This window comes from Tenacibaculum sp. UWU-22, assembly GCF_041021355.1.
GTDB lineage: Bacteria > Bacteroidota > Bacteroidia > Flavobacteriales > Flavobacteriaceae > Polaribacter.
The window spans coordinates 37271-58179 of the sequence record NZ_JBFNGP010000002.1; the positions used below are offsets into that span (position 1 = coordinate 37271).

At 30.3% G+C, this 20909-nt stretch carries 21 protein-coding genes; 14 read left to right on the forward strand and 7 right to left on the reverse strand.

Annotated features, from left to right (window positions below):
- Positions 1–36 precede the first annotated feature (36 nt).
- Positions 37–993: a PhoH family protein gene (locus AB2B44_RS05490; RefSeq protein ID WP_369048568.1), complete on the reverse strand. Its 957-nt coding sequence runs from the start codon at positions 991–993 to the stop codon at positions 37–39.
- 119 nt (positions 994–1112) lie between these two features.
- Here AB2B44_RS05490 and AB2B44_RS05495 point away from each other — a divergent pair, with 119 nt between their 5' ends.
- The 5 genes from AB2B44_RS05495 to dnaN all read left to right on the forward strand — a co-directional run bounded on the left by AB2B44_RS05495 (position 1113) and on the right by dnaN (position 5913).
- Positions 1113–1976 carry an S-adenosyl-l-methionine hydroxide adenosyltransferase family protein gene (locus AB2B44_RS05495; RefSeq protein WP_369048569.1) on the forward strand — a complete coding sequence of 288 codons (864 nt, stop codon included), beginning with the start codon at positions 1113–1115 and terminating at the stop codon, positions 1974–1976.
- A gap of 4 nt (positions 1977–1980) precedes the next feature.
- Positions 1981–2277: a putative quinol monooxygenase gene (locus AB2B44_RS05500; RefSeq protein ID WP_369048570.1), complete on the forward strand. Its 297-nt coding sequence runs from the start codon at positions 1981–1983 to the stop codon at positions 2275–2277.
- Positions 2278–2311: 34 nt separating this feature from the next.
- Positions 2312–3031 (forward strand): gliding motility-associated ABC transporter permease subunit GldF, encoded by a 720-nt coding sequence (gldF, locus tag AB2B44_RS05505; protein WP_369048571.1) that lies wholly within the window; start codon positions 2312–2314, stop codon positions 3029–3031.
- Positions 3024–4676, forward strand: a complete 1653-nt coding sequence (gene gldG, locus AB2B44_RS05510; protein WP_369048572.1) for a gliding motility-associated ABC transporter substrate-binding protein GldG — start codon at positions 3024–3026, stop codon at positions 4674–4676. Before gldF ends, gldG begins: the two co-directional genes overlap by 8 nt.
- A gap of 118 nt (positions 4677–4794) precedes the next feature.
- A complete protein-coding gene (gene dnaN, locus AB2B44_RS05515; RefSeq protein WP_369048573.1) occupies positions 4795–5913 on the forward strand; it encodes a DNA polymerase III subunit beta in 1119 nt (372 codons plus the stop codon).
- Positions 5914–5956: 43 nt separating this feature from the next.
- On the opposite strand, the gene AB2B44_RS05520 is transcribed toward dnaN, so the two are convergent.
- From AB2B44_RS05520 to AB2B44_RS05535, 4 genes are all read right to left on the reverse strand, one after another.
- The gene (locus AB2B44_RS05520; protein ID WP_369048574.1) at positions 5957–6577 is read right to left on the reverse strand and encodes a trimeric intracellular cation channel family protein; all 621 of its coding nucleotides are present in this window, start codon (positions 6575–6577) and stop codon (positions 5957–5959) included.
- 26 nt (positions 6578–6603) lie between these two features.
- Positions 6604–7281 carry a DUF2461 domain-containing protein gene (locus AB2B44_RS05525; protein ID WP_369048575.1) on the reverse strand — a complete coding sequence of 226 codons (678 nt, stop codon included), beginning with the start codon at positions 7279–7281 and terminating at the stop codon, positions 6604–6606.
- Positions 7282–7489: 208 nt separating this feature from the next.
- Positions 7490–8581 carry a redox-regulated ATPase YchF gene (ychF, locus tag AB2B44_RS05530; protein ID WP_369048576.1) on the reverse strand — a complete coding sequence of 364 codons (1092 nt, stop codon included), beginning with the start codon at positions 8579–8581 and terminating at the stop codon, positions 7490–7492.
- A 160-nt stretch (positions 8582–8741) separates the two neighbouring features.
- A complete protein-coding gene (locus tag AB2B44_RS05535) occupies positions 8742–9092 on the reverse strand; it encodes a 4Fe-4S dicluster domain-containing protein (RefSeq protein WP_369048577.1) in 351 nt (116 codons plus the stop codon).
- A 69-nt stretch (positions 9093–9161) separates the two neighbouring features.
- Between AB2B44_RS05535 and AB2B44_RS05540 the strand changes: the two genes are divergently transcribed.
- The 9 genes from AB2B44_RS05540 to AB2B44_RS05580 all read left to right on the forward strand — a co-directional run bounded on the left by AB2B44_RS05540 (position 9162) and on the right by AB2B44_RS05580 (position 17842).
- Entirely contained in the window at positions 9162–10223 is a 1062-nt protein-coding gene (locus AB2B44_RS05540; RefSeq protein WP_369048578.1) for an acyl-CoA reductase, read from the forward strand.
- Positions 10224–10258: 35 nt separating this feature from the next.
- Entirely contained in the window at positions 10259–11323 is a 1065-nt protein-coding gene (gene serC / locus AB2B44_RS05545) for a 3-phosphoserine/phosphohydroxythreonine transaminase (RefSeq protein ID WP_369048579.1), read from the forward strand.
- A 28-nt stretch (positions 11324–11351) separates the two neighbouring features.
- Positions 11352–12302: a D-2-hydroxyacid dehydrogenase gene (locus tag AB2B44_RS05550; RefSeq protein WP_369048580.1), complete on the forward strand. Its 951-nt coding sequence runs from the start codon at positions 11352–11354 to the stop codon at positions 12300–12302.
- A 31-nt stretch (positions 12303–12333) separates the two neighbouring features.
- Complete coding sequence (locus AB2B44_RS05555) at positions 12334–13569, forward strand: DUF1015 domain-containing protein (RefSeq protein ID WP_369048581.1); 1236 nt, start codon at positions 12334–12336, stop codon at positions 13567–13569.
- 2 nt (positions 13570–13571) lie between these two features.
- The gene (locus tag AB2B44_RS05560) at positions 13572–14249 is read left to right on the forward strand and encodes a YggS family pyridoxal phosphate-dependent enzyme (RefSeq protein WP_369048582.1); all 678 of its coding nucleotides are present in this window, start codon (positions 13572–13574) and stop codon (positions 14247–14249) included.
- A gap of 26 nt (positions 14250–14275) precedes the next feature.
- Positions 14276–15358 carry an exonuclease domain-containing protein gene (locus AB2B44_RS05565; RefSeq protein WP_369048583.1) on the forward strand — a complete coding sequence of 361 codons (1083 nt, stop codon included), beginning with the start codon at positions 14276–14278 and terminating at the stop codon, positions 15356–15358.
- 46 nt (positions 15359–15404) lie between these two features.
- Positions 15405–16229, forward strand: a complete 825-nt coding sequence (locus AB2B44_RS05570) for an ion transporter (RefSeq protein WP_369048584.1) — start codon at positions 15405–15407, stop codon at positions 16227–16229.
- A 63-nt stretch (positions 16230–16292) separates the two neighbouring features.
- Positions 16293–17195, forward strand: coding sequence for a tRNA (adenosine(37)-N6)-dimethylallyltransferase MiaA (gene miaA, locus AB2B44_RS05575; RefSeq protein WP_369048585.1), 903 nt, complete (start codon positions 16293–16295; stop codon positions 17193–17195).
- 101 nt (positions 17196–17296) lie between these two features.
- Entirely contained in the window at positions 17297–17842 is a 546-nt protein-coding gene (locus AB2B44_RS05580; RefSeq protein ID WP_369048586.1) for a thioredoxin family protein, read from the forward strand.
- 8 nt (positions 17843–17850) lie between these two features.
- Here AB2B44_RS05580 and AB2B44_RS05585 read toward each other — a convergent pair whose 3' ends face one another.
- Entirely contained in the window at positions 17851–19875 is a 2025-nt protein-coding gene (locus AB2B44_RS05585) for a ComEC/Rec2 family competence protein (protein ID WP_369048587.1), read from the reverse strand.
- 133 nt (positions 19876–20008) lie between these two features.
- Positions 20009–20818 (reverse strand): amidohydrolase, encoded by an 810-nt coding sequence (locus tag AB2B44_RS05590; RefSeq protein WP_369048588.1) that lies wholly within the window; start codon positions 20816–20818, stop codon positions 20009–20011.
- Positions 20819–20909 lie beyond the last annotated feature (91 nt).

The following is a 20909-nucleotide window of genomic DNA, read 5'->3' on the forward strand; positions in this document are numbered from 1 at the left end:
AAAAATAAACTAATCATTAAACACCAACAACAAAAACTATTCGGTTTCTATGCTTTTATAAGCTGATATAATTTTTTTAACTAATCGATGGCGAATTACGTCTTTATCGTCTAAATAAACCATAGCAATTCCATTAATATCTTTTAAAGCTAATAACGATTCTTTTAACCCTGAAACTTGTTTTCGAGGTAAATCTATTTGCCCAGGGTCGCCCGTTATAATAAACTTAGCATGCATACCCATACGAGTTAAAAACATTTTCATTTGTGCATGGGTAGTATTTTGAGCTTCATCTAAAATTACATAAGCATTATCTAAGGTTCTACCTCGCATAAATGCTAATGGCGCTATTTGAATAACACCCTTTTCTATATAACTCTCTAATTTTTCATGCGGAATCATGTCGCGCAAAGCATCGTATAATGGCTGCATATAAGGGTCTAACTTTTCTTTTAAATCACCTGGTAAAAATCCTAAATTTTCACCTGATTCTACTGCAGGTCTAGTTAATATAATACGACGGATTTCTTTATTTTTTAATGCTCTTACTGCTAAAGCTACGGCTGTGTATGTTTTACCCGTACCTGCTGGACCAACTGCAAATAACATGTCGTTAGCCTGCATTAATTCTACCATTTTACGTTGGTTAGCCGTTTGTGCTTTTATTAATTTTCCATTAACACCATGTACTAATACCCCATCTCCTTTTCCGCTAGATTTAGGACCTTCTTCTTCTTTTTCTGTAGAGGTTAAAATACGCTCAATACTATTTTCATCTAATCGGTTATAGCGATTAAAATATTTTATAAGCCTTTCTAAACGTTTTTCAAACTCGTCTAAAAGTTCAGCTTCACCATAAATTTTAAGTTTATTTCCTCTCGCAACAATTTTAATTTTAGGAAAATACGTTTTCAACTGTGCTATAGTGCTGTTCTGCGCTCCAAAGAAATCATTCGGATTAATTTCTGTTAGCTCAATAATTCTTTCGTTCAAATGTTGTTTTTTTTATAATATTTATCACATTAAAAGTAGGTATTCTTTTTAAAGAAATATGTAGATTTGCTAAAAATAGTCAACAACTTTTTCACAATTAATTAACAGGTAATTTTTTGATGCCTTTACTTACTTTAACTACAGATTTCGGAACCAAAGACCACTTTGTGGGGGCGGTAAAAGGCGCTATATACAAAGAGTTATCTACCGCTAAAGTGGTAGATATTACACACCATATTTCGCCTTTTAATATAACTGAAACGGCTTATATACTTAAAAACTCGTATAAAAGTTTTCCAAAAGGTACGATTCATATTATAGGTGTAGACTCTGAATTATCTGTAGACAACAAACACATTGCACTAGAATTAGATAATCATTTTTTTATTTGCCCTGATAATGGGCTAATATCAATGATTGCTTTAGAAATTAAACCTACAAAAATTGTAGAAATAACAATTCACAATCATATAGAAAGTAGTTTTCCGGTGTTAGATGTGTTTGTAAAAGTTGCCTGTCATATTGCCCGTGGTGGTAGTTTAACTGTAATTGGAAAAGAAATTACATCGTATAAAAATTTAATTGAAATTCAACCCAAAGTAAATCAATCACAAACCATTATTAGTGGTGGTATTATATACATTGATAATTATGGAAATGTAATTAGCAACATCAGTAAAAAATTGTTTAACAAAATAGGTAAAGGCCGCAATTTTATAATTACAGCTCGTCGATATAAGTTTACCAAAATTTACAATCAATACAACGAAATTGTAGATTTTTCTATCCCTAAAGAGCGGCGTCAAAATGACGGAGAACGACTAGCTTTATTTAATTCGGCTGATTTTTTAGAAATTGCTATCTACCGTAGTAACTTAGATACCGTAGGGGGTGCATCTTCATTATTAGGATTAAGTTATCGCGACAGTATTACTGTTGAATTTGAAACCGTAACCAAAGCAGAATTTACCACAATACATTAAACATATGCTTGTACGAATTGTAAAAATGAGTTTTCACCCAGAAAAAACGGAAGCTTTTTTAGCTTTTTTTAATACAAAAAAAGAATTTATACGAAACGCTAAAGGATGTCGTTTATTAGAATTATATAGAGATAAAAATAATACGAATGTATTTTTTACCTATAGCTATTGGAATTCTGAACAAGATTTAGAAAATTATCGAAACTCTGCTTTGTTTAAAGATGTTTGGGCAAAAACAAAAATATTATTTAACGATAAGCCCTTGACTTGGAGCGTAGATAAAATAACAACCTTACCATAAATTATAAAAACTAAAAACTTTCAAACACCATTCTATGTTTGCCTTATTAAAAAAAGAATTTAACTCGTTTTTTGCATCGCCAATAGCTTATTTGGTTATCAGCGTTTTTTTAGTAGTCTCGGGGTTGTTTTTATGGGTTTTTAAAGGCGATTTTAATATTTTAAATGCTGGTTTTGCCGATTTAAACAATTTTTTCTACCTAGCCCCTTGGTTATTTTTATTCTTAATACCAGCTATCACAATGAAAAGTTTTGCCGACGAGTTTAGTAACGGAACAATCGAAATTTTAAAAACTCGCCCTTTAACTAATTGGCAAATTGTAATGGGTAAATTTTGGGCTTCCCTAATATTAATTATAGTTGCGTTATTGCCTACACTAACCTATATATACACCGTATATGTCATTGGAAATCCTATTGGTAATATTGATATGGGCAGCACCATTGGCTCTTATATTGGGCTTCTTTTTTTAGCAGCTACTTACACTGCAATTGGGCTGTTTACCTCTACCCTTACTAAAAATCAAATTATCAGTTTTATTTTAGCTGTTTTTATTACATTTTTAGTTTTCTACGGATTTGATGCCCTTTCTAGCTTATACCAAAAAAATAGTTTTCTTATTCAAAAAATAGGTATAAACCAACATTTTAAAAGTATTTCTAGAGGTGTTATTGACACTAGAGATATCGCCTATTTTATTAGTGTTACACTATTCTTTTTATTTATTACCAAAATGCAATTAACCGATGAGTAAAAAGATAAAATATATTGTTTTTGCACTTTTAACCGTTATTTTATTTAACACCATAGGTAGTTATTTTTACAAACGTTTCGATTTAACTAGCGACAAACGTTTTACGCTTGCTAAAATAACACGAACACTTCTTGATAAAGTTGATGCTCCACTTACTGTTAAGGTATACTTAGAAGGCAATTTCCCTGCCGAGTTTAAACGGTTACAAATAGAAACCCGTCAGTTTTTAGAAGAGCTAAGAGCCAAAAATGCTAACATTATTATTCGTTTTATCAATCCAGACAATATCCGAAAAAAATTGATTGATAAAGGTATGATGCCTAGTAAGCTTACCGTTGAAGAAGATGGCAACGTATCAGAAGCTATTATTTTTCCGTGGGCAGAGGTTTACTACAAAAATAAAACAGAAACTGTTTCTTTATTACCTACGGGTATTGAAAAATCACAAGAAGAGCAGCTACAAAAAGCTATTGAAAATTTAGAATATAGTTTTACCAATGCTATAAACAACCTTACTCAAAAAAATCAAAAAAAAATTGCTGTACTAGTAGGCAATGGAGAACTACAAGACATTTATTTGTACAGTTTTTTAAAAGAAATTAGCAAAAAATACCATTTAGCAAAATTTACATTAGACTCGGTTAAAAAAAATCCTAAAAAAACACTTCAAGAATTAACGAATTTTAATTTAGCTATTATTGCTAACCCCACACAACGATTTAGCGATGAAGAAAAAGAGACTCTTGATCAATTTATAATCAATGGGGGTAAAACTTTATGGATGCTAGATAACACACAAGCCGACCAAGATAGCCTGTTTACCGATGGAAAAATGCTCGCTTATTCGAGAGATTTAAACCTAACCGATTTCTTTTTTTCATACGGAATTAGAATAAACCATACCTTAATTAAAGATTTATATGCCGCTAAAATTTCGTTAGCTACCGGAAACATTGGAAATCAAACCCAGTTTAAACAGCTTCCTTGGCTATATCATCCATTAGCAAACACAAATCCCAATCATGCAATTACTAAAAATGTACCTCGTGTTCGATTACAATTTGCAAATAATATTGATACCCTAAAAAACAATATAAAAAAAACACCTTTATTGGTTAGCTCTGCTTTAACCCACAAAATAGGAACTCCAAAAATAATTACCCTACAAAGCATGACTACCACACCTAAACAAGAATATTTTAACAATGGAGTGCAGTTATTTGGTGTTTTGTTAGAAGGTAAGTTTACCTCTATGTATAAAAACAGAACTAAACCTTTTGATTTAAAATCGTTTAAAGAAACAAGCCCTAAAAACAAAATGATTATTATCGCCGATGGAGATGTAGCTAAAAATCAGATTTTAAAAGGAAAACCCTACGATTTATCTTTTGACAAATGGACTAACGAAGAGTTTGGCAACAAAGCTTTTTTATTAAATGCCGTAGATTACTTATTAGACGATTCTGGCATTATTGGTTTAAGAAATAAAACCATTCCTATAAAAATTTTAGACAAACAAAAGGTTTATACCCAACGTACTTTTTGGCAATTTTTCAATATTATATTTCCATTAATATGTTTAGCCCTTTTTGGTTTCGGTTTTAATTATTGGAGAAAAAAGAAATACTGTAAAAAAAGTAATTAAACCCAATATACAAAAGTTATTATAAAGAAAGTATAGCTGAGTAAAAGTATTCTGCATTTTATTTTAAAAATCGGTAAATTAGAATATCTTTGTAAACCAACTTTTAAAAGTAAATTTAATGAAATTTATCGTTTCAAGTTCGCAATTATTAAAGCAATTACAAGTTTTAGGCGGAGTTATAAATAACAACAATACGTTACCTATATTAGATAATTTTTTATTTGAGTTAGCTGAAAACAAACTAAAAATTTCAGCTTCTGATTTAGAAACTACAATGAGTGCTATTGTGGCTGTAGAAAGTGATAGCTCGGGTGCTATTGCTGTAAATGCTCGTTTATTATTAGATACTTTAAAAACGTTTCCAGATCAACCATTAACCTTTAAAACCGAAGGTGAAAGCACTATTGAAATTAGTTCTGATCAAGGAAAATATGACATGGCGTACTTTGGCAACGAAGAATTTCCAAAAGCGGTAGAGTTACCGTCACCTAGTAAAACATTGGTTACGGCTCATATACTTGGTACAGCAATATCTAAAACTATTTTTGCCTCTGGAAATGATGATTTACGTCCTGTAATGAGTGGTGTATTTTTTCAATTTTCATCTAGCAACTTAACCTTTGTAGCAACCGATGCTCACAAATTAGTTAAGTATACCCGAACTGATGTTACTGCCGATAAAACTGCAGAATTTATAATGCCCAAAAAGCCTTTAAATTTATTGAAAGGAATTTTAGCTGGTTCAGATGAAGAAGTAACTATTGAATATAACGACACTAATGCAAAATTTACTTTTGATAATATTGTTTTGGTATGTCGTTTAATTGATGGTAAATACCCAAATTACGAAGCCGTAATACCAAAAGAAAATCCGAATAAATTAACTGTAGACAGAGCTTCTTTTTTAAATTCTGTTCGTAGAGTTTCTATTTTTTCTAGTAAAACCACTCATCAAATTCGGCTAAAAATGGCCGGAACCGAGTTAAACATTTCTGCTGAAGATATCGATTATGCAAATAAAGCTGAAGAGCGATTAAATTGTGATTATCAAGGTGACGATATGCAAATTGGTTTTAACTCTCGTTTTTTAAGTGAAATGCTTAGTAATTTAGAAGCAACTAATGTACTTATTGAAATGAGTTTACCTAATAGAGCTGGAATTTTAACTCCTATTGACGGAACCGAAGAAGGTGAGCAAATTACTATGTTGGTAATGCCTGTTATGTTAAATAACTAAACATAAAACGAATCTAATAAAGAGTATTACGCTCTCTTAATTTTTAGTTACCAAAAATATCTTTATCAATTTTTGGTAACTGTAAGCGGTATTTTACGGCAACAAATCGAACAGTGAAAGTTACTGCTGCCGAAATAATAAATTGCAAATTACTATCTATTTTTAACTTTTGTAAAATTAAGTATACTACCCCCCCTAATAAACACGCCGAAGCATAAATTTCTTTCTTGAAAATTAAAGGCACCTCTCTAGTAAGCACATCGCGTAATACACCTCCAAAAACAGCAGAAACCATACCCATAATTAAGGCGACAATTGGGGGTAAATGAAAACTCAACCCTTTTTGCAAACCTAATATTGTAAACACACTAATGCCTACAGTATCAAATAAAAACATTGTTTTACTTAAAGAGGCTATTTTACTTTTAAACAAGTACATAACCACTACCGCCATTAAAATTACCCAGATATAATTTAAATCACCAATCCAATTTATAGGGTATGCGTTAATAAGAATATCACGCAACATACCACCGCCTACAGCAGTTACAAAAGCAATAATAATAACCCCAAAAATATCAAAATCTTCTCGTTTTGCAACCAAAGCACCACTAATTGCAAAAGCAAAAGTTCCTATCAAATCTATAGCATAAACAACTCCCATATTAAACTATTTTATCATAATTAAACCTACTCGTTTAATATACTTTCACCATTTAAATTTGTAGTTAAAATATCACTAAATAAATCAAAAAATGGGCGTAAAGCTTTATATGAATTATCTATTTCTTGCAAAAAAAATTCAGACAACACTTCTTCATCTGTAAAATTTCTAACAGCAATAAATCCTTTTTTTCGTAATAATTCTATATTTGGATGTTCTTTATCAAAACCTCTTGGAGCAGTTTTAAGCTCTTCGCCTTGAAATTTACCTCCAAAATATTTTACATAATTTTCATCATTTAAAATAGCGAGTATTTCAGTAGCATCTATTTCAATTTCTTTTCTAATTCTAAATAAATCTTCTTTGGTAGGCTCCCAAAATCCGCCAGCTAAAAAACTTTCTCCTGGACGAATACGCAAATAATACCCTCCTCGTAAATGTTTACCTAATCTAGAAAAATGACCTGCAAAATGAGCTTTATAAGGTGTTTTGTCTTTACTAAAACGTACGTCTCTATATATTCTAAATAATTTAAACTTTTCTATTTCATCGTGTTTTTCTAGATTTTCTCTTATGGTTGCATAAAAGTCTTTAGCATTATTTTGTGCTTTAACAAAAGTGCTTTTAGTAGCAGAAAACCATTCTCGATTGTTATTTTGTTTTAAATCTTTTAAGTATTGTAAACTCGATTTTTCGAATTGCATAGTACAGAAATTTAACAGCAAAGTTATTTATAAATAAGTGAAGATATATGCCTGAATTTTAGAAAGTTAAATTTTAATAAAAAAATAAATACTTACAAAAACACAAATACTATACACGTAAAATCGACAACAAATTTACATTGTATAAAATGTTAATAGTAAAATAACGTGAATCTGTTTATTGTTTAATAAAAACTAAAAAATACGTTTACACATTAAATCTAAAGTGCATGATGTCGCCATCTTGTACGATATAATCTTTTCCTTCTATACGCATTTTACCTGCTTCTTTTACTTTGGCTTCGCTACCATACGTAACATAATCTTGATAACCAATGGTTTCTGCACGTATAAAGCCTTTTTCAAAATCGGTATGAATTACACCTGCTGCTTGTGGTGCCGTAGAGCCTACAGGAATTGTCCATGCTCTAACCTCTTTTACACCCGCCGTAAAATAGGTTTGTAAGTTTAATAATTTATATGCTGAACGAATTAAACGAGATACTCCTGCCTCTTCTAAGCCTAAATCTTCTAAAAACAATTGTCGTTCTTCATAATCTTCTAGCTCAGTTATATCGGCTTCAGTACCAACTGCCAACACAATAACTTCAGCATTTTCTTCAGCAACAACTTTTTTTACTTTTTCTACATAAGCATTACCTGTAACTGCCGATTTTTCATCTACGTTACAAACATACAATACGGGTTTAGCAGTAATAAATTGCAATGGTTTTATAAACACCTGCTCTTTTTCTGAAAAATCAATAGATCGAACTGACTTACCCTCTAACAAAGTAGTTTCTACCCTTAGTAATACTTCTAATTCTGTTTGGGCATCTTTGTTACCCGTTTTTGCAACTTTTTTTACACGCTCTAATCGTTTTTGAATAGTTTCTAGATCTTTTAGCTGCAATTCAATATCAATAGTTTCTTTATCGCGAATAGGATCTATCGAACCATCAACATGTACAATATTATCGTTATCAAAACAACGTAATACATGTAAAATAGCATCTGTTTCTCTAATATTAGCTAAAAATTGATTTCCTAACCCCTCTCCTTTACTGGCTCCTTTTACTAAACCTGCAATATCAACAATTTCAACGGTAGCTGGTAAAACTCTTTCTGGCGTTACCAATTCTTCCAATTTTTCTAACCTTTGATCAGGCACATTTACAACTCCTAAATTAGGCTCTATAGTACAAAATGGAAAATTAGCACTTTGTGCTTTAGCATTTGACAAACAATTAAATAAGGTTGATTTTCCAACATTGGGTAATCCTACAATTCCAGCTTTCATTCTATTTTTTATTGAAATTTTGCGAGTGCAAATATAATACTTTGTAAAAGTTTAAAGCTAATTATTGTAAAATATCAAAATACTAAATTAAATTAGGTAAGTTACCCTCGAAGTTTCTATTTTCAAATATCTCAGCTCAGTCAAATAAAGAGTATATGCATTACTCATTATGCATAAAACGCTGTTTCGCTAACAACTCGTCTTCAGTTTCTACATGATCTTCATCAGGTATACAACAATCAACAGGGCAAACAGCTGCACATTGAGGTTCTTCATGAAAACCTTTGCACTCAGTGCACTTGTCAGAAACGATATAGTAAATTTCATCAGAAACAGGTTCTTGGTCTTCATCAGCGTTAACCGATTTACCATTAGGTAGCACAACAGACCCACTTAAATCGGTTCCGTCGGCGTATTTCCAATCGTCTGCACCTTCATAAATTGCTGTGTTTGGGCATTCTGGTTCACAAGCTCCACAATTTATGCATTCATCTGTTATTATTATTGCCATAATCTTTAATTCAGTTTTGTACCTTTGCGGTTGCAAAAATAACGCCAAAATAATTTATAAACAAAATAAATGGATACAATCCAAAGCCGTATAAATGCATTTGTAAAATTAGGTGATTTTTTAAGTCAATTTTCTCGAAAAAAAATCAATAAAAAAGAAAATATTGAGCATAATGACTTGTTTTTTGACGGGTTTAAACACCAACTAAAGATTGCCGAAGAAAATAATACGTGGTTTACACAAGACAATATTTTGTTTTCAATAGAAAACTGGACCAATTTATTAACCAAAAGCAACCTTAAAAAATGGGTAGCAAACGAAAATATTGGGCAAAACAAGCCGAAAAAAGTGGCTATTATCATGGCTGGAAATATTCCTTTGGTCGGGTTTCACGATTTTTTATCGGTGCTTATTACTGGGCATGCTGTAGTGGTAAAACAATCGTCTAACGACAAACATTTACTCCCTTTTATCGCAAAATACCTAGAATATATAGAACCTAATTTTAAAAAGAATATTGAATTTACCGATAAAAAATTACCCTCTTTTGATGCAGTTATTGCTACTGGAACAAATAATACAGCTCGTTATTTTAAATATTATTTTAAAAACAAACCCAGTATTATTAGAAAAAACAGAAACTCTGTAGCTGTTATTACGGGTAAAGAAACCGAAGACGACTTTAAAAAATTAGGAGAAGATGTTTTTCGTTATTTTGGATTAGGTTGTCGTTCCGTTTCGAAACTATTTGTTCCTAAAAATTATAACTTTGATCCTTTTTTTAAAGGCATGTATCATCAAAAAAAAATTAGCAACAATATAAAGTATACAAATAATTACGACTATAACAAAGCTGTGTATTTAATGAGTGAGTTTAACATCTTAGAAAATGGATTTTTAATGATTAAAGAAGATAAAAGTTACGCCTCACCCATTGCTACTGTTTTTTATGAGTTTTATGATAACACAGACAATTTAAAAATTAAATTATATCAAGACGCTACAAATATTCAATGTATTGTAGCTAACAATTTTATAGAAAACGAGGTGGCATTCGGGCAAACCCAATATCCTAAATTATGGGAATATGCCGATGGCGTTAACACCTTACAATTTTTATCAAATATATAAATTTAGGTTGCTTACCTATTAAACATCTTAATTAAATGAAAAAACATAATTTTAGTGCAGGCCCTTGTATTTTACCTCAAGAAGTACTACAAAAAGCTTCTGAAGCGGTAATTAATTTTAACAACAGCAACCTTTCATTAATTGAAATTTCACATCGAAGCGACGATTTTGTAGCCGTTATGGAAAATGCGAGAAGTTTGGTATTAGAACTTTTAGGATTACAAAACAAAGGGTATCAAGCACTATTTTTACAAGGTGGTGCCAGTATGCAGTTTTTAATGGTTGCATATAATTTGTTAAATAAAAAAGCTGCTTACTTAAATACAGGTACTTGGTCTAGTAAAGCTATAAAAGAAGCTAAAATTTTTGGTGATATAGTAGAAGTTGCTTCATCGGAAGATAAAAATTTCACATACATACCTAAAGGCTATACAATCCCTGCCGATAGTGATTATTTTCACTGCACAAGTAATAATACGATTTATGGCACGCAACTAAAAGAATTTCCTTCTTTTAATGGAACCACCGTTTGCGATATGAGTTCTGACATTTTTTCTCGACAATTAGACTTTTCTAAATTTGATTTGATTTATGCTGGAGCCCAAAAAAATATGGGACCTGCAGGAACAACTCTAGTTGTTGTTAAAGAAAGCATTTTGGGTAACGTAAACAGAGTTATTCCGTCAATGTTAAAATACAAAACACATATTGAAAAAGACAGTATGTTTAACACCCCACCTGTATTTGCGGTATATACCTCTATGCTAACTTTACAATGGTTAAAAAAACTCGGCGGCATATCATTTATTGAAGGGGTTAACAACAAAAAAGCAGCATTGTTATATACCGAAATTGACCGTAATTCACTATTTAGCGGTGTGGTAGAAAAAGATGACCGAAGTATTATGAATGCTACTTTTACACTTACCAATGAATCACTAAAAAGTAAATTTGATGCGATGTGGAAAGAAGCTGGAATTAATGGACTAAATGGGCATAGAAGTGTAGGCGGCTACAGGGCTAGCATGTATAACGCTTTACCTTTGTATAGTGTACAAGCTCTTGTAGATGTAATGCAAGAATTAGAAAGAATTAGTTAATAAAAAAGAGCCTAGATTATTTCAAAAAATGAAAATATTAGCAAATGACGGAATTTCGCAAGGCGGAATTGATATTCTAGAAAAAAACGGATTTGAGGTTATTGTTACTAAAGTTGCCCAAAATCAACTAAAAAATTACATCAACAACAACAATATAGATGCTATCTTAGTTAGAAGTGCTACTCAAGTACGTCAAGAATTATTAGAAGCTTGTCCTAGTATTAAATTAATAGGGCGTGGCGGAATTGGTCTAGATAATATCGATGTTGATTATGCAATAGAAAACGGAATTCATATTATTAATACCCCTAAAGCATCGTCTAATTCTGTAGCCGAATTAGTATTTGCTCACTTATTGGGTATGGTACGATTTTTACACCAATCTAACAGAGAAATGCCTCTAGAAGGAGAAACCCGTTTTAAATTATTAAAAAAAGAATTTTCAGCTGGTATTGAACTAAGAGGAAAAACCCTTGGAATAATTGGTTTTGGTAATATTGGACAACAAGTAGCCAAAATAGCGCTAGGCATTGGCATGAAAGTAATAGTTAGTGATATCAGTATTGAAAAAGCAACAATAACTATTCCTTTTTTTAATGAGCAATCAGTTGATATAACCTTACAAACACATTCCACAGACGAAGTAATAGAGCAATCTGATTTTATTACTTTACATATCCCTGCTCAAGAAAAGTATATTATTGGCGAGGATCAATTTAATGGCATGAAAGACGAGGTAGGTATAATTAATACCTCTAGAGGTGGTGTTTTAGATGAAGTTGCTCTTGTAAATGCCATAGAAAGCGGAAAGGTAAAATATGCAGGTTTAGATGTTTTTGAAAACGAGCCTTCTCCAGAAATTCAATTATTAATGAACCCTAAAATTTCACTAACACCTCATATTGGCTCAGCTACTATTGAAGCCCAAGACCGAATTGGAATTGAATTAGCAGAGCAAATTATTACTTTACTTAAATAATAACGCGCTTTCTTATATAAAAAGAATTTAAATGGCAACGGTAAAACCTTTTAAAGCAGTACGAAGCCCAAGAGACAAGGTCGCATTAGTTTCTTGCAAATCTTACGAACTCTATTCGCTCGATAAACTTCAAGCAAAATTAGCCTTTAATCCGTACACTTTTTTACACGTAATAAACCCTGAGTATAGGCATTATCAAGAAGTAAGTAATAAAGAACGTTTAAAATCAATTAATAATCGATATAACGAGTTTAAAAAGAAGCAATTTTTTAAAAAAGACGAAACACCCTCTTTCTATATTTATCAAAAAATAACTCCTAAAAATTCTTTTTGCGGAATTATAGCTGCCACATCGGTTAACGATTATTTTGACAACACGATAAAAATACACGAAAGCACCCTAAAAAAAAGAGAATTATTATTTGAAAACCACTTAAAACATACTGGTTTTAATGCCGAACCCATACTGCTTACTTATCCTGATAACGAAGTAATTAATTCAATTATTAAAAAATATCAGAAAAAAAGAGCTGAATACGAATTTTCTACTACCGATAAAAACACACACCTACTTTGGATAATAGACAACGCTAAAGACATAAACCAAATTGCTACTGCTTTTGACCAAATAAACACTTTATATATTGCTGATGGTCACCATAGAACTACATCTTCTTGTTTATTAGCCGAAAACTTAGCAAAAAACAACCCAAACCATACAGGTAACGAAGATTATAATTTTTTTATGAGTTATCTGCTACCCGAAAGTCAATTACACATCTATGAATTTAATCGGTTTATAAAAGATTTAAACGGTTTAACTAAAGAGGATTTTTTACAAAAAATAGCTACTATTTTTACTATTGAAAATCGTGGTCAAGAACTCTATAAACCGAAACAAAAACATCAGTTCAGCATGTATTTAAATGGTGAGTTTTATGCATTATCGTTACGTAAATCAAGTTACAAATTTACCAACGCATTAAGCAAACTAGATGCGCATATTTTATACACCACTGTTTTAAAACCAATATTAGGCATTAACGACATTAGAAACGACTCTAAAATAATATATTCGCAAGATAAATCGGGTGGTATAGAATTAAAAACAAAAGTAGATAGCGGTGAGTTTAAAGTTTCGTTTGGTATGCTCCCTACAACTATTAAAGAATTAAAAGCCTTAGTAGACGCTGGATTAGTAATGCCCCCAAAAACTACGTATATTGAACCCAAATTACGAAATGCCTTAACTATTTACGAATTTTAAGTATGATTACAGGAATCAAAGAAAATTTAGAAAAAATAATTACTACCATCCCCAAAAATGTAACATTAGTAGCTGTATCTAAAACAAAACCTATTGCTGATATTAAAGAAGCATACCATGCGGGGCAACGTATTTTTGGTGAAAACAAAGTACAAGAAATGGCTGCTAAATACGAGGCGTTACCTAAAGATATCCAATGGCATATGATTGGTCATTTACAGCGCAATAAGGTAAAATATATGGCTCCTTTTGTAAGTTTAATTCATGGCGTTGACAGTTTTAAAACTTTACAAGAAATTAACAAACAAGCTAAAAAGCACAACCGCATTATAAATTGTTTATTACAAGCAAAAATTGCTCAAGAAGACACCAAATTTGGTTTTTCTTTTAATGAAATAGAAACCATTTTACACTCAAAAGAATTAGTAGATCTAAAAAACATCAACGTTACGGGTTTAATGGCAATGGCTTCTTTTACAAATAACCAAACCCAACTCGCAAAAGAATTTTCATCGTTAAAACTATTTTTCGATAAGTTAAAACCTTTACAAACAACCAATGTTAATTTAGAAACTTTAAGCATGGGTATGAGTGGTGATTATGAGTTAGCCATTAAAAATGGTAGTACTATGGTAAGAATTGGTAGCCTAATTTTTGGTGCTCGAAATTATATTGTGTAATTTTATAAGTCAAAAAAAAACAAAATTTGTACGCAGTATTAGATATTGAAACCACCGGAGGTAAATTTAATGAAGAAGGTATTACCGAAATTGCCGTATATAAATTTGATGGTATTGATATTGTCGATCAATTTATTTCTTTGATAAACCCTGAGCGAGAAATACAAAATTTTGTAATAAAGCTTACTGGCATTAACAATAAAATGCTAGAAAACGCCCCTAAATTTTACGAAGTAGCTAAACGCATTGTAGAAATTACTACAGACTGTACTATTGTTGCACACAATGCCAATTTTGATTATCGTATTTTACGAACAGAATTTAATCGGTTAGGTTATGATTTTCTGCGAAATTCACTATGCACTGTAGAATTGAGCAAAAAACTTATTCCAAATGCGCCATCGTACAGTTTAGGAAAACTATGTAAAACCTTGGGTATTCCTATTACTAATCGTCATAGAGCTGATGGCGATGCTATAGCAACCGTTGAGTTATTAAAATTATTATTAGAAAAAGACACCGAGAAAGAAATAGTAAAACAAACTGTAAAATATTTTGATAATCGAAACATAAATAAAAAACTAAATGCTATTATAAACAAAACACCTGCCATAGAGGCTGTTTATTATTTACACAACAAGCAAGGTAAAGTATTGTTTATTGGCAAAGGAAAAAACATAAAAAAAGAAATAAATAACCTTTTTTTAAAAACCACTAAACGGGCTAATAAAATACAAGAAAAAGTAAGTTTTTTTTCATTTGAAAAAACAGGCAATGAACTACTTACAAAACTTAAATATTATACCGAGTTAGACACCTTAAAACCCAAATACAATATTATAACATCAAAAAAAACAAACAACAACATAACCTTTAACCACCCTAATATGTTGTTAATTGATAAAGGCAGAACTGTAGAAGAACACGCGGTTATTTTAATAGAAAACAATCAAGTAAATGGGTATGGTTTTACTAATTTAGCATTTCAAGAAAATCATCTCGATATTTTAAAAAGTATTTTAACCCCCGTTGAAAATAAATTATTAGCAAAAACCATAGTAAAAAATTATTTAAATAGAAAAAACGTTCAAAAAATTGTTCGATTTTAGTAGCGCTTAATTTTTATAGTAATTTGCAATTTTAAACCCTCTTTTTTTGAAAAAAACAAATTTAAAAAATCAAACCTGGAAAGAAAGACTTCATGAAATAATTTACGAAGCCGATACCCCTGCAGGCAAATTATTTGATGTTGTTTTACTAATAACCATTATTGTAAGTATTTTATTAGTTATGTTAGAAAGTGTCGAAAAGTTCGACAATAAGTATCATGATTTATTAAATATTTCTGAATGGATAATAACAATACTATTTTCAATAGAATATATCTTAAGAATTATTTCTATAAAAAAACCTATAAAGTATATTTTTAGTTTTTATGGCATTATTGATTTACTCTCTACCATACCAAAATATTTATCTCTTTTTATAATAGGCTCACATAATTTAGTAGCATTCAGAGCATTACGTCTATTACGAATTTTTAGAGTATTAAAACTAACCAGATACATAGGCGCATCAAATAAACTAATAAAAGCTATTAAAGCCAGTAGAGCCAAAATTATTGTCTTTTTGTTTTTTGTATTAATACTCTGTATTATACTGGGCACCATAATGTACTTGGTTGAAGGAGTAGATAGAGGTTTTACCAGTATACCCAAAAGCGTATATTGGGCTATTGTAACCCTTACCACTGTAGGTTTTGGCGACATTGCCCCGCAAACCCCTTTAGGGCAATTTATTGCCAGTATTATTATGATTTTAGGATACAGTATTATTGCTATCCCTACAGGAATAGTAACTTCTGAATTAACAAAAACTACACCAGTAAACACCAATACTCAATCGTGCCCAAATTGCTCATATAGCGGGCATAAAGACGACGCTAAATATTGTTACCATTGCGGAACAAAACTCAATTAATTTTTATTAATCAATAATCATTTTAGTATAACTAAAAACAATAATTTTTTAAATTTAAAAAACTTGAATAATACCTTAATTACTATTGTTGGCGCAACTGCTATAGGCAAAACAGCATTAAGTATTAAACTAGCAAATTACTTTTCTTCGGATATAATTTCGTGCGATTCGAGGCAATTTTATAAAGAAATGACTATTGGTACTGCGGTTCCAGAACCAGAAGAATTGGCCGCCGCAAAACATCATTTTATACAAAACCGAAGTATTTTTGATGATTATTCAGTCGGTGAATTTGAAAAAGACGCTATTGCCAAATTAAATGAATTGTTTAACAAAAACTCCATTCAAATAATGGTGGGTGGTAGTGGATTATATGTAGATGCTGTTTTAAAAGGATTAGATGAATTTCCAAAAATACCTCCTCAAATTAGAAAAACACTAACCCAACAAATTGAAAAAACAGGTATTGAATCATTACAAAACGAATTAAAAAAAGTAGATATCGATACCTACAATACAATAGCCATTGATAATCCGCACCGATTAATTCGAGCTTTAGAAATATACCGTGCAACTGGAAAAACGTATGCTTCATTTAAAAATAAATCAAAAGCAAAACGCAATTTTAAATCTATAAAAATAGGTCTAACAGCCGAAAGACCAGTTGTATATAATCGCATTAATCGTAGAGTAGATATTATGATTAAAAATGGTTTAATTGAAGAAGCAAAAAAACTATATCCCTATAAAGAGTTAAACGCTCTACAAACAGTTGGGTACCGTGAATTATTTCACTATTTTGATGGTAATTTTACCAAAGAATTTGCTATTGAAGAGATTAAAAAAAATTCACGAAGATTTGCCAAACGACAAGGCACCTGGTTTCGAAAAGACCCCAATATAATTTGGTTTGATTTTCAAGAAAACCCACAACAAATTATTAAAAAAATAACCGATAAACTTTAACTTTTTTTAAGTTTTTTTAACCGCTACTCTTTACTATATTTACGAACACAAAAAATAATCATTTTAAAAATGAGTATGATTATTTAATTTAAGTTTATTTAATGAAAAAATTTATACTTACTACCCTTTTTATATTTACGTTAATTTCAATACAAGCACAAGAAATTAATTGGGTAACTTTAGATAAAGCTTTAGAGCTACAAAAAAAGAATCCAAAAAAAATAATAATGGATGTATACACCAATTGGTGTGGACCTTGCAAATTATTAGATAAAAACACATTTCATAATAAAGATGTTGTTGCTTACGTAAACGAAAATTATTATGCGGTAAAATTTAATGCAGAAGGTAATTCTACCATTCAGTACAAAGACCAATCTTTTGGCAATCCAAGATACGATGCTAATAAAGCAAATACTAGAAATAGCTCACATCAATTTTCTTCTTATATGGGTATTAGAGCTTACCCCACTATTGTTTTTATGAATGAACAAGGTGATTTTATTATGCCTATTCCAGGTTATAGAACTCCTCAACAATTAGAGTTGTTTTTAAAAATGTTTAAAAATAACGATCATAAAAAAATGACTTCGAAAGAAAAATTTGAAGAATATTACAACGCTTTTAAACCTACATTTGTAAATTAATTATTTTGTTATTTCAAAATAAATGCGCCTTTTTTTGACGTATAATAAAATGGCGTTTTTTGTTTATTACAAACTATTTGCCAACGGTTAACATAACTTTTAAAATTACTGCCATCAGCTATAATTTTAGTAGGGTGTAGCGTATCAAATAATCTTTTTAGATTAATTTTTGGTGATTGTCTTAAAATTACAAAAGTATTTTTTAACGACTTTACATTATAAATACCTAAACTATCAACTACTAAAATTTTCATTTTTTTAAATTGAAAAATATTAGGTATTGTAAAGTTATATTTTAAACGAACATTTTCTCCTATTTTATACGAACGTAATACTTTTTCATGCTGTATCGTTGAACTATCTATATTACTAAACACGTTTAATTCTTTTCCATTACGCACACCAATAATTGATTTTCTGTTTTTATTAAAAACAATTAGTTCGTGTTTATTTACTACATAATACTGTTCTGTTATTAAAACAATTTGTAATAAAATTATTGCACCTAAAAACCGATATAATTTTACGGGTAACTGCTCAATAAAAAATTGAATAGCTAAAATTATAACCAAATACCAAGCTAGCATTTCGTATATAGACATTGAAATGTCTTTAAAAACAAATGATTCATGTAACGAAATCCAACTAACAAAACTATTTATTAAATAAATTACAAATTCATAAACCGTTGCTAAAAACTGAGGTAATAACTGTAAAAGAGCCAATATAATAATTAGTATCCCTCCAAATAAAACAACCTCTAAAAACGGAATAATAACCAAATTAGAAAGTACAAATAAACTTGGAAATTGATGAAAATAATATAACGTAATGGGCAAAATACCCGCTTGTGCCGCTAATGAAACAGTAAATAATTGCCATAACTTATTAGACACCTTTAATTTCGGTGTATATATCGCGTATAGTAGCGGTTGTACCCAAACAATTCCAAAAACCGCTAAATAACTTAATTGAAACCCTACATCAAACAAAAACATAGGTTTAACTAGTAACAAGATAAACATTGACGCAATTAGTGAGTACACTATATTTTTTTTTCTTTTAAAACCTTGCCCTATAGCTATAAAAGTAAACATGGTAACTGCCCGAACAACCGAAGCTGTTAACCCTGCCAAAAAAGCAAATAACCACAATAAAACAATAATTAAAATTGTTTTTAAAACAACGCCATTTCGATACCGATCTAATGGTTTAAATAGAAATAACAAAACCCATAAAATAATACCAATGTGTAGGCCTGAAATGGCCAAAATATGAATAGCTCCTGCTTTAGTATAATTTTCTAGTAGTGTTTTAGAAACATCTTGTCGTTGACCTAGCAATAATGCATTAATTATAGCATATTCATTATTTTTAAAATGGTATTTTTTTAAGGCTTGTTGAATTTTTTTTCTAACACTAGCCACCTGCCCCATAAAAGAAACCCGTTTTTTAGCAAGTATTTTAAAAGGCTCTTTGTCAATAAAAATTTGTTGATATACACCCTGCTTAGCTAAATATTCTTTATAATTAAATTGATGTGGGTTTAAAGGCGGATTTAAAGTTTGTATGGTAGAATTTACCACAATTTGATTAGCTATTTCTAAAGGCGGTTGTAAACTGTCTTTTTTTATATTCAACAATAGTTTACCCGTTGTTAAATGCTCGTTAACCTGAGATACTGTTACCTTATATTTATTATAATATGGCCCCGATTTTAATACTTTATTAATTACTAATACATCTATTGAATTAGGCTGAACATAATGTGTATAATAATTTTTAGACAGTCTAGCATCTTGTATATAAACGGTAAAAACACCTAATAGAATAACCAATAAAAAAGAACAAATACTAAATAAGAACGGTTTATTAAAACGATGCAACACAATGAGTACAAGTATACTCGCCGTAAAAATAACAATTGATTCAAAAAAACTAAATTGCCAAATATTAGTATAAAACTGAATACAAATACCTGTAATTAAACACAGTAGTAAATAAAAAGGTAAATAGTGCAATAACTTTTTCATACGAAATAAAGTTAAGCATTTGATTATTATTTAAATAAAAAACAGTGCAATTTTCTTTTAAGGCAACCTAATTTTTTTCTTTTATCAGAAAATCTTACGTAGTAAAATTTTAATGCTACCTAAAAAATATTTTTTACAATAGGGTAAATGTATCGCTATCTTCTAAAAAGGGTAATTTTTCACGAACCTTATCTTGAGCATTTTTATCAAGTGTAACCAAAAAAATGGTTTCGATTGTAGAGCTTTTTTTTATCATACTATTACCCAAGGCATCATAACAAATTGTTTTTCCGTTGTACTGGTAATTATTACTATCTACCCCTACTCTATTTACCCCAATAGTATAGCTCATATTTTCGATAGCTCTAGCTTTTAATAACGTTTTCCACGCCTTAATACGAGGTTTTGGCCAACTGGCAACATACATAAGTAAGTCGTATTTTTCGATATTTCTAGCCCAAACGGGAAAGCGTAAATCATAACAAATTAAAGGGCAAATTTTCCATCCTTTATAAGTAATAATTACTTTTTTATTTCCTGAAGTAAATACATTTTGTTCTCCAGCTAAAGTAAACCTATGCCTTTTATCGTAAACATCTATTTTTTTTGAAGGGTGCACAAACAATAACCGATTAAAATAAACAGCTTCGTTTTCAATGGTGCCAGAAGATTTTTCTTTAATAACAATACTTCCTGTAATAGCTGCAGATTTTTGCTGAGCTAAACGTTGCAACCAATGTACAGTTTCACCATTCATGGTTTCGGCAACCTTTGCTACATTCATTGTAAAACCCGTAGTAAACATTTCGGGCAACACAATTAAATCAACTGGATCGGTAATGCTATTTATCTTGTTTTCTAATCTTTTTCTGTTTTCGGCGGGGTTTTCCCAAACCAAATCAGATTGAATTAAAGCAACCTTTAATGTTTTTTCTTGATTCATAAATAATACACTATTATTACATCAAAAATAGGATAAATATTGTATTTTCGATTTAAAATCATACCCAAACAATAACTTTTTACAGCAGTCT